At 48.9% G+C, this 14,774-nt stretch carries 14 protein-coding genes and 1 pseudogene; 10 read left to right on the top strand and 5 right to left on the bottom strand.

All coding sequences use genetic code 11. The features are described 5' to 3' along the window. Position 1 precedes the first annotated feature (1 nt). Entirely contained in the window at positions 2-418 is a 417-nt protein-coding gene (locus B5F87_RS19090; protein ID WP_242964586.1) for a sigma factor-like helix-turn-helix DNA-binding protein, read from the top strand. 135 nt (positions 419-553) lie between these two features. Here B5F87_RS19090 and B5F87_RS19085 read toward each other — a convergent pair whose 3' ends face one another. From B5F87_RS19085 to B5F87_RS19070, 4 genes are all read right to left on the bottom strand, one after another. Beyond that, on the bottom strand, positions 554-1,474 hold the full coding sequence (locus B5F87_RS19085) for a class I SAM-dependent methyltransferase (RefSeq protein ID WP_087283959.1): 921 nt from the start codon (positions 1,472-1,474) through the stop codon (positions 554-556). 123 nt (positions 1,475-1,597) lie between these two features. Beyond that, the gene (locus B5F87_RS19080) at positions 1,598-2,413 is read right to left on the bottom strand and encodes a methyltransferase domain-containing protein (RefSeq protein ID WP_087283956.1); all 816 of its coding nucleotides are present in this window, start codon (positions 2,411-2,413) and stop codon (positions 1,598-1,600) included. Positions 2,414-2,433: 20 nt separating this feature from the next. Then, positions 2,434-2,946, bottom strand: a complete 513-nt coding sequence (locus B5F87_RS19075) for a hypothetical protein (RefSeq protein ID WP_087283954.1) — start codon at positions 2,944-2,946, stop codon at positions 2,434-2,436. Between the two features lie 151 nt (positions 2,947-3,097). Next, positions 3,098-4,090: an AraC family transcriptional regulator gene (locus tag B5F87_RS19070; protein WP_343215788.1), complete on the bottom strand. Its 993-nt coding sequence runs from the start codon at positions 4,088-4,090 to the stop codon at positions 3,098-3,100. 195 nt (positions 4,091-4,285) lie between these two features. On the opposite strand from B5F87_RS19070, the gene B5F87_RS19065 reads away from it, so the two are divergent. Genes B5F87_RS19065 through B5F87_RS19055 form a run of 3 tightly spaced genes read left to right on the top strand, consistent with a single transcriptional unit; the run spans position 4,286 to position 7,111 of the window. Next, a complete protein-coding gene (locus B5F87_RS19065) occupies positions 4,286-4,867 on the top strand; it encodes an MptD family putative ECF transporter S component (protein ID WP_087283947.1) in 582 nt (193 codons plus the stop codon). After that, positions 4,867-5,604: an energy-coupling factor transporter transmembrane component T gene (locus B5F87_RS19060; RefSeq protein ID WP_087283944.1), complete on the top strand. Its 738-nt coding sequence runs from the start codon at positions 4,867-4,869 to the stop codon at positions 5,602-5,604. The genes B5F87_RS19065 and B5F87_RS19060 overlap by 1 nt, the downstream gene beginning before the upstream one ends. Positions 5,605-5,608: 4 nt before the next feature. Continuing rightward, entirely contained in the window at positions 5,609-7,111 is a 1,503-nt protein-coding gene (locus B5F87_RS19055) for an energy-coupling factor ABC transporter ATP-binding protein (protein ID WP_087283941.1), read from the top strand. 9 nt (positions 7,112-7,120) lie between these two features. Here B5F87_RS19055 and B5F87_RS19050 read toward each other — a convergent pair whose 3' ends face one another. After that, positions 7,121-8,113 carry an AraC family transcriptional regulator gene (locus B5F87_RS19050; RefSeq protein ID WP_087283938.1) on the bottom strand — a complete coding sequence of 331 codons (993 nt, stop codon included), beginning with the start codon at positions 8,111-8,113 and terminating at the stop codon, positions 7,121-7,123. Positions 8,114-8,314: 201 nt separating this feature from the next. On the opposite strand from B5F87_RS19050, the gene B5F87_RS19045 reads away from it, so the two are divergent. The 6 genes and pseudogenes from B5F87_RS19045 to B5F87_RS19020 all read left to right on the top strand — a co-directional run. Next, entirely contained in the window at positions 8,315-8,899 is a 585-nt protein-coding gene (locus tag B5F87_RS19045; RefSeq protein WP_087283935.1) for an MptD family putative ECF transporter S component, read from the top strand. After that, complete coding sequence (locus B5F87_RS19040) at positions 8,899-9,639, top strand: energy-coupling factor transporter transmembrane component T (RefSeq protein ID WP_087283932.1); 741 nt, start codon at positions 8,899-8,901, stop codon at positions 9,637-9,639. The genes B5F87_RS19045 and B5F87_RS19040 overlap by 1 nt, the downstream gene beginning before the upstream one ends. A 12-nt stretch (positions 9,640-9,651) precedes the next feature. Continuing rightward, positions 9,652-11,124 carry an energy-coupling factor ABC transporter ATP-binding protein gene (locus B5F87_RS19035; protein ID WP_087283929.1) on the top strand — a complete coding sequence of 491 codons (1,473 nt, stop codon included), beginning with the start codon at positions 9,652-9,654 and terminating at the stop codon, positions 11,122-11,124. After that, positions 11,121-12,866, top strand: coding sequence for an ABC transporter ATP-binding protein (locus B5F87_RS19030; RefSeq protein ID WP_087283927.1), 1,746 nt, complete (start codon positions 11,121-11,123; stop codon positions 12,864-12,866). Before B5F87_RS19035 ends, B5F87_RS19030 begins: the two co-directional genes overlap by 4 nt. Before the next feature lie 14 nt (positions 12,867-12,880). Further along, a complete protein-coding gene (locus B5F87_RS19025) occupies positions 12,881-14,617 on the top strand; it encodes an ABC transporter ATP-binding protein (RefSeq protein ID WP_087283924.1) in 1,737 nt (578 codons plus the stop codon). Positions 14,618-14,628: 11 nt separating this feature from the next. Continuing rightward, a pseudogene (locus B5F87_RS19020) lies at positions 14,629-14,774 on the top strand (metal-dependent transcriptional regulator); the annotation flags it as partial.

Here is a 14,774-nt window from a genome sequence, read left to right as displayed (position 1 = left end):
GATCAATCTTCGGGACCTGTATCCTGATGTATATAAAACCGATGCCTTTGTGGATGTGGCTGAAGAAGTGCTGGCAGTAATCCAGAGCCAACAGCAGGCCGATGCAGCCTATGAGCGCCGGAAATTCCGGCACAAGGCTCATTATTCTCTGGACCGGGAGGATGGCATTGAAAACGATGCGCTTGTCCGGCCACTTACCCCGGAGGAAGCCTTGGAGCAGAAACAGCTATGGGAAGAAGTGTATGCTGCACTGATGCAGCTGCCCTCCATCCAGGCCAGGCGGATTTATGCCCGCTTTTACTTGAATATGACGGTGGCAGAGATCGCCAAGGTCGAGGGTGTTGACCGCCGCCGCGTGTGGGCAAGTATCCGGCGTGGTTTGAAGAAGCTGGCGTACCTGTTGGATGCCAACAAGTAATATGACTGTCACTTAACGGCAAAAAATAAGCCGGTGGAGGAAACAGTACTTCCTCCATCGGTTTATTTATCTTCCGAATCTGTATCCACAAATGCTTGTTGATTCTTTCTTGATTATGTGCGTCCCTGAATAAATTCAGTCACCAGGTCGGCATACTGTTCCAACCGCACCATCAATGCCAAGTGCCCGCCGGTCAGGTCGGTGACCACCGTGGGACTTTTGGAACGCCATTCGCACAATCTGCAGCTTCAGCGGCCCATCTGCAGCCCTGGCCAGAAGGCGGTGGATGGAGCGAACCCCCGGCCCCCGCAAATCCTGGTAGCCCAGCATATAGCCCCGGCTGGATACAGAGATGCGATCCGACCAGGCAGGCAATTCTTTTTCCGCATCCCGGACGGAGAAGTACGCCCCCACATCCCGGATGCCCGCCTGTTTGACCCAGGTTTTCAGCATCAGTTTTACTGCCGTCGGTCTGGCGGCGTCAAATACCAGCCGTCCACCTGGAAATCGCTCCGCCATAGCCGCGCAGAGGGCTTGCACCTGTTCTGTTCGGAAGTAATAGAACACCCCGGCGGCAAAGAACACAGCTCCATCTTCAAGGGGAGTGTCAATGGCATCGAACCAGGAGAGGTCATTTAGGTCGGCGGTCAGGTTTTTCTCCCGTTCCCCGGCAGGGAGCAACGCTTCCCGCACTGCCATTACGTCGGGCAGGTCGATGTTATAGAGGCGACATTGCCCGTTGTCACAGGAGCGGCCTGTCTGATCCAGTCCGCAGCCCAGGTTCACCACAGCCGCCTGGGGATGATCAGCCAGGTAGTCTCGCACCTCCCAGGCCAGATCACTCTGGCGCATAGCCGCCTCCATAGCTCCGAAGGTCTGCATCAGACTGCCGGACGTCCGTTCCAAGGCGGAGAAATCGTAGTCCAGCTGCTCCAACAGTTCCACTGACAGCGGATCGGAAAACAGATGGGGAAAACGCCGGGTACACAGCGCCCGAGCGTACAAGGGGATCACCAGCGTCTCTTGTATCGTGTTCTTCTCAATGTGGTATTTCATTGGCACCCTCCTATGCTAAGTTCATTACTACTAACCGAAGTACAGCATCTGCATACAGGCCAGCCAACAGTACACAAAAAGGGGTGCGTTTTGTTTGTGTCATAGAAAGCCTATACACCGGCCTTATTTCCTCCCCACCAGCATCCGGGAGTCGCCCAGCATCATCATGGCCGCCCGCCGGCGGGAGCCGAAGGCCTCCTGGGCCGTGTCGATGATGTGTACGTCCTCATACCCCATGTCCCGTAGCTCCTGGGCGAAGGTCTCCATGTCCCCGTACATGCGGGGCTTCATCTCATCGTTGAGGGCGAACACGCCGCCCTTTTTCAGCACCCGCAGGGTTTCCAGCAGCAGTGTCCGCTTGTCTGAACCCATGATATTATGATAGACATAGTTGCTCACCACCGCGTCGAAACTCTCATCCGGGAAGTCCAGCCTGTTTGCGTCCCCATGCTGGAACCGGCACCGGGTGGCTACACCTTCGCTTGCGGCGTTTTTCTCGCACATAGCCTGGTTGTAGCCGAAGTCTACGCCCCAATAGTCAATGCCCACCATCTGGGCCGACGGCCAGGTGAGAGCCGCCCGGATGGATAATGGCCCGGAGCCGCAGCCCACTTCCAGCAGCTGCCCCTGCCCGTCAAAATCCAGATGGGAGAGGATGACCAGGTGGGTCCGCTCCATCATACCGCCACCCCCAAAGGCATATTGACGCCGTATCCAAGCGCACCACAGGAGCAGCGCCAGCAGGATCACTGCGGCAATCACGAACACCACACCCAGCGCCGTGATATGGAACACCGTAAATGACAGCACCGCCAGTACCACAGACAGCGCCAAAAGGGCGCCTACCACATAGAAAACAGGGTTTGACATCCAGCTCCCGTAATCCTCTCCATGCGTCCCAAGGCGGATTTCTTTTTGCTGAACTTGATTTTGCTTCATTTGAACCATCTCCTTAATTATCATATTTTTTGTAACAACAGACACAATCCCGCCTGGGCCGCCGCCATGAGTGGGCACAGCAAGAGCGGCCACTGAAGCAAATGCTCCGGCAGAGCGTATCCCTTCATCCAGGCTTTAAACTCATAGCCTGGTTGCCCTTCGGTTCCAGGGATGACAAAACGGCGTTTTGCTTTTTTCTGTATCAGCCAGAGGTCCAGAAAAATCAGGTCACAGACATTAACGATCATCCACTGGATATACCCCGTCAGGGCCAGACGCCAGAATCCTGTTGTGCCGCCCTCCACAGTGCTGACCGCACCATAAAGGAGGAGGGGCAGCCACTCCCCAAAGCAGATCCAAAGCCAGTAAAAACGGTTTTCGGCCTTTGTCGGTGGTTCTTCCGCCGCCTTGATGATGGCGGGCGGATAGCAGGGAAACATCAGCCGGGGCTTATACAGCGCCACCGCCGCGGCGAACAGGTTAAAATAGGCCGCCATTGCGAGCCCGTCCAAGATGGTGCGCGTCCAATTCATATACATCCCCTTTCACTTGTAAGCAAATCAACTGGTTAGCAATAACTAACTGATATGTATTCAGTATATCTTATCCCGCATGAAAAAGCAATATGAAAGCAAGAGGTTAGAACTAATGGATAGCTGAAAGCGCAGATAGAGGGCCTTAGTCTTATCCGTTTTCCAAATTCTTTGAACGCCTGTATTCCAGTGGCGATAGTCCAAACTGTTTTTTGAATACGGCTGCAAATTTCCCTTGATTGGAGTAGCCAACCTGCTCTGATATTTCGGCAATCGGACGCTTTGTGGCAGAGAGAAGTCTGGCGGCTTCATTCATGCGGATTTCTCGCAGCCAAGTAGATATATTTTGACCATATACGCCTCTAAAATAATTTTTCAGGCTGGTTTCACTGACCGAAAAGCGTTCTGCAATCTGCCTTACAGGGATGTGCTGGCGAAGGTCATCTGACAGAATTTTTGCTGTCCTTTTTGCAAGCTCCACTTGCGTTTCCGTGTAGAAGCCGCAGGTTTTCGGAGGCCGGATTTCCATGTTGAGAAGCCGGTGGATAAGTTCAAGCGTATAGATTTGCAAATGGAAGGCAGACGGTCTTTCCGAAAGCCGCCAGAGTTTTTGAAATATATTTTCCAGTTCGCTGTCCGCTTCGTTGATATATGTTTTATGGTTCGCGCAATAGTTTTCTTCCAAGCGCATGAGATCAATCGAAAAAGATTTCATCAATTCGCCGCAGGACTGTAATAGGAGCGAAAGGTCAAAGTATATTTTTATGCCCTGATATTGCCGTGTGGGAAAGATGTACTCTTTCTGCGCTGTCTGCCCACTGATACAAAAGTCGTTTTCCTTCAGGTAAATGTATGAGCCATCATCGAGAAGCAGTTCACTTCTGCCGGAAATACAATAGTTTATCAATAATGGCCTTAACTCTGAGTTGGCTTCTGACTCCGGCCACACAGGAGCATTTACAAAAATAAAAGCTAATGTCAGGCCCGGAAAGAGCGTATGGAATGTCATGCGCCCTTTACCATTTGCCTGATCTAATAGTAGTTCGCTGCTATTTGGACTGTTTTTCAAAGTCACACCTGAAACGGAATTGCTGTTTTCCAAAATGCTGTATATCATATCACGCAACTGCTTCGCCCCTTTCATTACGCAAAATCGTTGATATTATTATACCGGCGAGAAAATTCCCGGTCAATGGATATTCTGGCAAAGCGAAAAAACTCCTTGCTATACGGGCCTAAAATACTGATATGTGCATAGAAGCATAATTGGATATGTGCTACCATTAGATTTGGTTAGCGAGGTCTAACTAAGAAAGCAATCATGTTAGGAGGTTTCGCAATGAACAACAAATTGCAAGGAAAGGATCTCATCAACATCGGTATTTTCACGGCGATTTATTTTATCGTCATTTTCGCGGCGGCATCCATCGGTTTTATTCCGATTTTCATTCCGCTTATCAGCGTGATCGTGCCGCTTGTGGGCGGTATTCCGATGATGTTGTTCTTCTCCAAAATCAAAAAATTCGGTATGCTTACCATCTGCGGGGTGCTGCTCGGTATCATCATGCTGCTGACCGGCATGGGTTATTGGTGCATTCCCACCGGGCTGATCTTCGGCCTGATTTCCGATTTTATGATGAAAGCCTGTGACTACAAAAACGCTAAGCGTGAAGTGCTGATCCACGGCGTTTTTTCCATGTGGGTAATCGGTGCCTTTATTCCCATCGTTGTGACCCGGGACGCTTACTACCAGAGCCTGCTTCCCGGTTATGGTCAGGAATATGCCGACACGCTCATGGCCTATATGCCTGACTGGATTTTGCCGGTACTTCTGGTAGCTGCTTTTGTCAGCGGTCTTGTGGGTGGCCTGATTGGACAAAAGATTTTCAAAAAGCACTTTGAGCGGGCGGGAATTGTGTAATGAGCCGCGAACTTCTTGCAAGTCAAAAAAATAACAGTGGAATTTTATTAGACCCCCGGACAAAACTGGCGGTACTGATTACCATATCCGTTTTTATTTTAGGCGGTTCGTATGAAGGTATCATGCAGTATTACATCATCGTGCTGGCGGCCATCCCTCTGCTGCTTTTGTTAGCGGCCAGGAAATGGAAAGGCGCTGTTCTCTATATCCTGATTTTTGGGGGCAGCTTGTGCCTGGAAATGTTTGGCCTGTCCTGCCTGACCGGTGTGGCAAACTATATTGCAGTAGCCATCGTTGGTATCCTGCTGAGATTTACACCCGGTGTGGTTATGGGATATTTCGTTGTGACAACAACAACGGTCAGTGAATTTGTCGCGGCAATGGAACGGCTCCATCTGCCGCAGCAAATCACTATTCCCATGTCCGTGATGTTTCGTTTCTTCCCTACGGTTGCAGAAGAATGGAGCGCCATCGGGGACGCCATGCGGATGCGTGGCGTCCGCTTTGGCGGCGGAAAAGCCGGCGCGATTTTAGAGTATCGGATTGTCCCCATGATGATCTGCTCCGTCAAAATTGGTGAGGAACTCTCTCAGGCAGCTCTCACACGGGGCTTGGGCGGCCCTGTGAAGCGGACAAATATCTGTAAGCTGGGCTTTCATGTGCAAGACATTCTTTTTCTGCTGATCTGTCTCGGTGCCTTCGCAGCACAAATTTATGTGCTGGCTACAAGGGGGTGATGAAGTGATTGAATGTAGGGATGTGTCATTTTCCTATCCAGCGAGCGGTTTGCCTGACAGTGAAAAGCAGGCGGTCGGCGCTTTGAAACATATTTTCTGCACCATTGAGGACGGTTCTTTTGTCCTGCTTTGCGGAACTTCCGGCTGTGGAAAAACAACGATGACCCGTCTGTTCAACGGCCTTATTCCTCATTACCATGAGGGGACTTATACCGGCTCCGTCTATCTGGATGGAAAGGATACCCGCGACCTGTCACTGTTTGATATTTCTCTAAAAGTCGGTTCTGTATTTCAAAATCCGCGTTCTCAGTTTTTTAATGTGGACACGACCAGCGAACTGGCTTTCGGCCCGGAGAACCACGGCATGGCTGAAGATATTGTGCGCAAACGGGTAAAGCGTGTAGCTGCACAGCTAAAGCTGGAGCCGCTGCTTGATAGAAGTATTTTTTCTTTGTCCGGGGGTGAAAAACAAAAAATCGCCTGCGGATCGGCAGCAGCTACCTCCCCGGATGTTTATGTGCTGGATGAACCATCATCCAACCTTGACACATACGCTATCGCTGATTTTCGGCAGCTTCTCTTTGCTTTGAAATCGCAAGGAAAGACCATCATCATCTCTGAACACCGGCTGTACTATCTGTCTGGCCTCTTTGACCGCGTTCTGTATCTGAAAGACGGAGGAATTGAAGGAGATTATACGGCGGAGGAGTTTTGCCGCCTGTCAGCAAAACAGCGAGAGGAAATGGGGCTTCGGCCTCTTGAACTTGCAGGGCTTTCAGGAGTTGAAGGGCCGCCGCGGCGAATAAATGAGGCGGTTTGGACGATAAAGAATGTGTCCTTTGCCTATAAGCATGAGCCGGAAACTTTGCATATAACGGAAACTACTTTCCCATCCGGCAGCGCCACGGCTATTATCGGACATAACGGTGCGGGAAAATCCACCTTTGCCCGGTGCCTCTGCGGATTGGAAAAGCACTTCAAGGGGACAGTGCAGGATCGGAGCAAGATTTATTCCAGAAAAGAACGACTGAAACTCTGCTATATGGTTATGCAGGATGTAAACCATCAGCTTTTTACCGAAAGTGTTCTGGATGAAATTCTGCTCAGTATGGGAACTGAAGATAAGCAAAGAGCAAGAGAAATCTTAAAGGAGATGGACTTGCTGCCTTATGAGGACTGCCACCCGATGGGGCTATCAGGCGGCCAGAAGCAGCGTGTGGCAGTTGCCTCTGCGATTGCTTCGGAGCGCCCCCTGATTTTATTTGATGAGCCAACAAGCGGCCTTGACCTTTTTCACATGAGGCAGGTTGCCAGTGTTGTTAATCAAGTGGCAGATACTGAAAGAACTGCGCTTGTAGTGACCCATGACCCGGAATTTATTTTACGGTGCTGTAATTATGTCCTTCACTTAGAAAACGGGCAAATTCAGGAAAGTTATTCCATAGAGAACAACGATGGCCGAAATCGGCTGCTCAAGTTTTTCCTGCAGGATATGGGAACAGGGTAACAAATAAGTTTAACCTTGCTTTAAATGTATGGAACGGCGGTATTCCAACGGCGTTTGTCCATATTGCTTTTTGAATACAGCAGCAAACTTACTTTGGTTCATATAGCCCACCTGTTCTGCTACTTCAGATACAGACAAGTTGGTTGAAGCAAATAATTCAGCAGCTTTTTTTAGCCGTATTTCACGCAGATATACAGAAATGTTTTGGCCATAAACGCCACGAAAATAATTTTTCAGGCTGGTTTCACTGACAGAAAAGCGGGCGGCTAATTCCCATGCTGGATGGTGCTGGCGCAGGTCGGAAGTGATGATTTTTTCCACCTGCTTCGCAATATCTACCTGTGTTTCTGTAAAAAATGTACATGCCTGTGAAGGAGGAAGGTTATCAAGATTTTGTAAATATGAAAACAGCGCCAGAGAATAGATCTTCATCTGGGTGACAGCAACAGAGTCTGGTAAATCAAAAAGCTCCCAAAGTTTTTTTAAAATAGTTTCTGCTTCTGCAGGGGCCGGGGATATGTAGGTGCTTTCTTCCGGACAGTAATGCTTTACAATCTGATGAAAGTCAATGCCAAATTCCCGCAGCAACCATGTGTTTTCATTTGCGATCGTTGTAAGATCAATAAAAAATTCCAGCCCTTCATAAATGTGTCGGGGATACTGATATTGATTCTGAGCAAAATGTTCCGTGAAAGACAGATCATTGTCTTTAAGATAAACATAGTTTCCGTTATTAAGGACAATTTCACAGCGTCCTGTAACACAATAATTGAATAAAAGAGGTCCTGTTGCATTGGAGCCATTTTCATGGAAATCCGGTGCAGGCCATATGGGAGAATTAACAAAAATATATGCCAGGTTAAAACCCGGAAAAAGAGAGTAGAAAGTCATGGACCCTTTTCCGGATGTACTCTTGAAAAGAAGTTCTGTACTGGTTTCACTGCTTTTTATTGATATACCGGGGATTTCAATACACTTTTTCAGAATATCATCAATTTTCATATGGAACTCCTTTAGTATGAATGAGGATCGGTTGTCAAAGGCTACTTTTATATTATAGTCAAGCTGGATGATCTGGTCAATGGAAAAACTCGTTGCTGTTTGGAGCCAAAAAGCTGATAGGTCGTAGAGAAACGTAAGAACATCTGATATTCTGTTCTGTGTTAGCATTATCTAACCAGTAAATGAATGGAGGTATTCGTTATGAGCAACAAGTTACAAGCAAAGGACCTGATTAACCTGGGTCTGTTCACCGTTCTCTACTTCGTGATTGGCTGCTGTGTCGCCATCCCTATTGGGTTTGTACCCATCTTTCTACCGATCCTCGGTGCCCTGTGGTCTTTGATTACAGGTATTCCTTTCATGCTGTTCCTGACAAGAGTGAAGAAATTCGGCATGGTTACGATAATGGGGATTTTAAGTGGTTTGCTGATGGGGTTGACCGGAATGGGGTTCTGGGGCGTACCCATGGGCGTAATCTTTGGCTTACTGGGGGATTTGATTTTGAAATCTGGTGGTTATAAAAGTGCCAAAAAGAGCCTGATTGGTTATGCGGTATTCAGTCTTTGGATGGTTGGTACATACATTCCCATGTATTTCATGGTAGAGGACTCCTGGGCCAGTTTTGCGGCCAGCTTCGGTGAGGAATACGCTGATCGGGTAATGGCTGTCATGCCCATGTGGAGCATTGTTCTGGTAATCGCCGGAATTTTTGTCTTTGCAATTTTGGGCGGTCTTTTGGGTAAGGCGCTTCTGAAAAAGCATTTTGCTAAAGCGGGAATTGTGTAATGAACGGGGTATCATTCTCTGCAACAACCGAAAATAGAAAAGGGATATTGCTTGACCCTCGCACAAAGCTCGTCCTATTGTTGACGATTACGACACTGATGTTCAGCACCAGCAACGAAGGAATTATGAATATTGTCAAGCCCTGTTTAAGCCTTGTGCCTTTTATGTTGATTTTATCGGAGCGTCGTTTCAAAACGGCAGGAAAGTATTTGCTATTATATGTGGCTTGTTTTGTGTTAGAACGGATAGCCCTTACAACATTGAGCGGCCTGCTTTCTTTTATTGTGCTTGCGATTACATCTATCATGACACGGTTTGCACCTGGCATCATGACGGGAGCCTATTTGATTTCATCGACTTCGGTCAGTGAATTTATCGGCGCAATGGAGCGTATGCACATTACAGAAAAAATCGTCATTCCTATGTCTGTGATTTTCTGCTTTTTCCCTACAATCAGCGAAGAATATCAGGCAATCCGGGACGCAATGAAAATGCGGAACATCCGTTTTGGCGGAAAAAATCCTTTTCTGATGGTAGAATACAGGCTTGTTCCATTGATGGTATCCGTTGTGAAGATTGGCGATGAACTATCTGCTGCTGCGTTGACCCGGGGGCTGGGTGCCCCCGTTAGACGCACAAATGTATGTCAGATCGGTTTTCATTTTCAAGATGTGGTTGCAATCTTGTTCTGTATCATCTGTTTTGTTTTATTTTTATTGCAGCAGCAAATTGCTTTTTGAGGAGGTGAGCCTGTGATACGGATCGACCATGTGACCTTCTCTTATGGAGAAGAAAATGAGAGTGCCGGTGGGGTTCAGGATATAAACCTGAACATAGAAGATGGCCAATTTATCGTGCTTTGTGGCGAAAGTGGCTGCGGGAAAACGACAATTACCCGACTAATTAACGGCCTAATTCCGCACTACTATGAAGGAAAAATGAACGGAGAAGTGTGGGTGAACAGGGCAAAAGTTTCGGAGCAGCCCCTTTATGATACTGCGAAAACGGTTGGCAGCGTATTTCAAAATCCACGCTCTCAATTTTTTAATGTAGATACGACCAGTGAAATTACATTCGGATGTGAAAATCTCGGCCAGCCGGAGCAAAGTATTCGGGAACGATTAGAAAAAACCGTCCGGGATTTTCGTTTAGAGAAACTGATGGGGCGCAATATTTTCCATCTTTCCGGCGGAGAAAAACAGAAAATCGCCTGTGCCGGTGTATCAATTATGGAACCGGATGTACTTGTCATGGATGAACCATCATCCAATCTTGACGCTTCTTCTATTCTTGATTTGAGAGCCACGCTTGCCTTTTGGAAGTCGCAAGGGAAAACGGTTATCGTATCGGAACACCGACTCTACTATCTGCGCGGCCTTGCAGATCGTTTTATTTATATTACCGCCGGGAAAGTGGAAAAGGATTACTCCGCAGCAGAGTTTGAGCGCCTGACGGAGCAGCAGAGAGTCAATTTAGGGCTACGCACCTTTATTCTTGAAGATTTGCTGCCGCCTAAAGCATTGCCGCCGGCCAGAGAACAAATGGAACTTCATAACTTTTGCTTTGCATACAAAAATGAACCAGAAACACTTCACATTCGTGAATGTGAAATCCCTGCAAATCGTATCGTAGGTATTATCGGGAATAATGGAGCCGGGAAATCCACTTTCTCCCGATGTTTCTGCGGTTTGGAAAAGCGTTGTGGTGAAGTTATCTGGAACGGCAGAACTTATCGACCTAAAGATAGGTTAAATACTTGTTATATGGTAATGCAGGAAGTCAATCATCAGCTTTTTACGGAAACGGTATTGGATGAAGTTTTAATCAGTATGGAGGAGGAAAATCAAGAACAAGCAGAAGAAATCCTTGCCAAGTTAGATTTGATAGGCTTCAAGGACAGACACCCCATGTCCCTTTCCGGCGGCCAAAAACAGCGGGTAGCGATTGCCTCGGCAATCGCTTCTAAACGCTCTATCTTATTTTTTGATGAACCGACCAGCGGCCTTGATTATAAGCACATGAAGGAGGTTGCAAATGTCCTGCGACAAGTCAGGGACACGGGTATTACCGTGTATGTCATTACTCATGATCTTGAGTTAATATTAGACTGTTGTACGGATATTGTCCATTTTGAGAACGGTTCCATCATTGACCAATTCCAAATGGATGAGGCGGGTCTTGAAAAAATCAGAAACTATTTCATAAAGGGGGTATCTGTAAAATGAAAGAAGAAAAGAAAGAGTCACCCATAGGTGTCTTATGGGGATGGGGCAAACCCTATCACGGGAAATTCATCGGCAGCATTGCTCTTGCGGTATTAGGCGTGGCCTGCCAGATGGTGCCCTATTTCTGTGTGGCGCATATTGTCACGATGATGTTGTCTGGGGAGCAGAACTTTTCCCGATATGTGACCGCTGGCATTATTGCATTGTGTGGTTACTTTGGAAAGGTGCTGTTTTCCTGCCTTTCTACAACGATTTCCCACACAGCGACCTATTACACACTGCGCGATTTACGGGAGAATATCACCACTAAACTGGCCCGTGTCCCGATGGGGACGATTTTAGATACTCCGTCCGGCCAGTATAAAACGACGATTGTTGACCGGGTAGAAGGCATGGAATCGACCTTCGCGCACCTGATCCCGGAAATGACTGCAAATGTGCTGGTGCCTTTGGTGATTGTTGTATATCTATTCGTCGTGGACTGGCGCATGGCTCTCCTGTCCCTTGTCACGCTGGTGGTGGGACTTGCTGTTATGTCTGCTGGCATGAAGAATTATCCCGTCAAATGGGAGGGCGCGGTCAAAGCAGGAAAGCAGATGGCAAACGCCATTGTAGAGTACATTGGTGGGATTGAGGTAGTCAAAGCGTTTAGTCAATCCGCCGGTTCCTACAAAAAATATTCTGACGCAGTAAACTATAACGCTAACTACTATGTGGACTGGATGAGAGAAAACCAGAAAACCATGAGCGCCTACAACGCCATTCTGCCCTCGGTGCTGATTTGTGTGCTACCCTGCGGCTTCGCGTTCTGGCTCTCCGGCAGCCTGGAACTTTCCGCCTTCCTGTCTATCGTAATTTTTTCACTGGGACTGATTGGGCCGATTATCGCGGCCTTTACCTTTACGGACGATTTGGCCGTATTGGGGACAAATGTGGAAGAAATCAGTCAGCTTTTGAACGCTGAAGAACTGAACCATAAGGATACGCCGGTCAAGCTGGCAGACACCGGCATTTCTCTTAGGTCTGTGTCTTTTTCCTATGACGGGACAACAGAGGTTTTACATGATGTGAGCCTTACCATCCGCCCCGGAACCATGACCGCCCTTGTGGGGCCGTCCGGCTCCGGTAAATCTACGGTGGCAAAACTGATTGCCGGGTATTGGGATGTTACATCCGGCAGCATTACCCTCGGAGGTTATGAACTGAAAGATATTCCGCTGTCCGAAATTTCAGACCAGATTTCCTATGTGTCCCAGGACAACTATCTTTTTAACCGCAGTATCAGGGAAAACATCCGTATGGGAAAGCCCAGCGCCACAGACGCGGAGGTAGAACAGGCCGCCAAACAAAGCGGTTGCGATACCTTTATCCGCAAGCTGGACTATGGCTACGATACGATTGTCGGCAGCGCCGGTTCCCACCTTTCCGGCGGGGAGCGCCAGCGTATTGCCATCGCCCGCGCCATGCTGAAAAATGCGCCGGTTGTCATTTTAGACGAGGCAACAGCCTACATTGACCCCGAGAACGAGGCGCTGGTACAGAAAGCCATTTCCGCTTTAACTGTCGGCAAGACCCTGATTGTGATTGCACACCGGCTGTCTACCATTGTTGGTGCGGACAACATCGTTGTTGTGAAGGATGGAACCGTCCACGCACAGGGTACGCATGAGAAACTGTTGGAAACCTGCCCCCTCTACCGGGATATGTGGCAGGCGCATATCGGCGCGAAAGACCAGATGTAAGGGGGTGTTGTCAGATGTATGGAACATTGAAAAAAATCTTTGCTTTTGCAGGCAGTAAAAAGGGGCTTTTGAAAAAATCCCTGTTGTTTGCGTTCCTGTCCGGGCTGTTTTCAGCCATGCAGTTTGCCGCCCTCTTTGTAGTGATTGGTGCGCTGGTATCTGACAACCGGGACGGAAGCATTGTCTGGATCTCGTTGGGAATTATGGCGGTATCCCTCATCGGGCGTATCATCACGACCTACTTTTCCACGATGGAGCAAACGGAAACCGGCTATTGCATGGTAGCGGAAAAGCGTATCCACATCGGAGATCGGCTTCGCTATATCCCGATGGGCTACTTCAACAAGAATAGTATCGGGAACATTACCGCCATTGTCACAACGACTTTGGACGATGTAGAAAACTCGGCGGCTCGTGTCCTGGTGTCTGTACTGGGTGGATTTTTCAACTCGGTGGCTCTTGTCATTGTCCTGCTGATATTCGACTGGCGGATCGGGCTTGTGGCTGCTGTCGGTGTCCTTCTTTATCTTGCAGCGGCGGAACTGGCCCTCCGCAAGTCTGCGGCCCTAAGCTCGGTGCGCCAGCACACGCAGGAGTCCCTTGTGGAGTCCGTGTTGGAGTACATTCAGGGCATGGGGATTGTCAAAGCATTTGGCCTTGAACGGGACAGCACACAATCCATTGGAAACGCTATACAGGCAAGCTGCCGGGATAACCTGAAATTGACAAAAGCCAGCGTTCCCTATGACGCTATTAAGCAAGTGGTTGTCCGGGTGTTCAGCGTCCTGCTGTTGCTGGCCTCGGTCTGGTTCTGGCTGGATGGCTCTCTGCCGCTGGCCTACGGCCTGATTTTGGTAATCGCTTCTTTCATGGTGTTCAACGATTTGGAAAACGCCGGGAACATGGCTTCTCTGCTGCAAATGCTGGCGGCCTCGATGGATACGGCAAACTCCATTGATGACACGCCGGTGATGGACGAGAAAGGCACTAACATTACGCCGAAGTCCAGCGAGATCGTGTTTGACAAGGTGGATTTTTCCTACGCAGACCGCAAGATATTGGATCAGGTCAGCTTTACCATTCCCGAAAAAACGACTACGGCCATTGTAGGCCCTTCCGGGGCAGGTAAGACAACGATGTGCAACCTGATTGCCCGCTTTTGGGATGTGAACGCCGGGAAGATTACCATAGGAGGTACGGATGTACGGGATTTCAAACTGGACAGCCTGATGAAGAATATCTCGATGGTGTTTCAGAGCGTGTACCTCTTTGCTGATACGATTGAGAACAATATCAAGTTTGGCTGCCCGGACGCCACCCATGAGCAGGTGGTTGAGGCGGCGAAAAAGGCTTGCTGCCATGACTTTATTTCCGCTCTGACGGAGGGTTATGACACTGTGATTGGCGAGGGCGGCGGTACTTTGTCCGGCGGTGAGAAACAGCGTATTTCCATCGCCCGCGCCATGCTGAAAAATGCGCCCATCATCATTTTGGACGAAGCAACAAGCAGCGTTGACCCGGAGAACGAGGATGAATTGCAGCGGGCTATTGAGGCGTTGACCCACGACAAAACCATCATCATGATTGCCCACCGGCTGAAAACTGTTCGGAACGCCGACCAGATCCTTGTGCTGGACAATGCCCATATCGTCCAGCGCGGCACTCATGCAGAGCTGATCCGGCAGAAGGGCCTATATGCCGACTTTGTATCGGCCAGACAGGAGGCCATAGGCTGGAAACTGGCTCAGTAAAGGAGGTTCAGATGAAACTTCATGCGTCCGGGGAGGACTATCTGGAAACCATCCTTGTTCTCCAAAAGAAACTCGGTATGGTACGCTCCGTAGATGTGGCCCGGCACATGGAGGTGTCAAAGCCAAGCGTGTGCCATGCAGTGGCTACCTTGCGGGA

It is taken from the genome of Eubacterium sp. An3, assembly GCF_002159465.1.
GTDB classification, from domain to species: domain Bacteria; phylum Bacillota; class Clostridia; order Lachnospirales; family Lachnospiraceae; genus Anaerobutyricum; species Anaerobutyricum stercoris.
This window is presented reverse-complemented; position numbering and strand designations above follow the sequence as displayed.

Bases quoted from the DNA above. Each gene is read 5' to 3' on its own strand.
- B5F87_RS19080 (WP_087283956.1), bottom strand. From the start codon at position 2,413: ATGAAGCAAAATCAAGTTCAGCAAAAAGAAATCCGCCTTGGGACGCAT.
- B5F87_RS19045 (WP_087283935.1), top strand. From the start codon at position 8,315: ATGAGCAACAAGTTACAAGCAAAGGACCTGATTAACCTGGGTCTGTTC.
- B5F87_RS19030 (WP_087283927.1), top strand. From the start codon at position 11,121: ATGAAAGAAGAAAAGAAAGAGTCACCCATAGGTGTCTTATGGGGATGG.
- B5F87_RS19075 (WP_087283954.1), bottom strand. From the start codon at position 2,946: ATGAATTGGACGCGCACCATCTTGGACGGGCTCGCAATGGCGGCCTAT.
- B5F87_RS19040 (WP_087283932.1), top strand. From the start codon at position 8,899: ATGAACGGGGTATCATTCTCTGCAACAACCGAAAATAGAAAAGGGATA.
- B5F87_RS19085 (WP_087283959.1), bottom strand. From the start codon at position 1,474: ATGAAATACCACATTGAGAAGAACACGATACAAGAGACGCTGGTGATC.
- B5F87_RS19070 (WP_343215788.1), bottom strand. From the start codon at position 4,090: ATGAAAGGGGCGAAGCAGTTGCGTGATATGATATACAGCATTTTGGAA.
- B5F87_RS19050 (WP_087283938.1), bottom strand. From the start codon at position 8,113: ATGAAAATTGATGATATTCTGAAAAAGTGTATTGAAATCCCCGGTATA.
- B5F87_RS19065 (WP_087283947.1), top strand. From the start codon at position 4,286: ATGAACAACAAATTGCAAGGAAAGGATCTCATCAACATCGGTATTTTC.
- B5F87_RS19060 (WP_087283944.1), top strand. From the start codon at position 4,867: ATGAGCCGCGAACTTCTTGCAAGTCAAAAAAATAACAGTGGAATTTTA.
- B5F87_RS19025 (WP_087283924.1), top strand. From the start codon at position 12,881: ATGTATGGAACATTGAAAAAAATCTTTGCTTTTGCAGGCAGTAAAAAG.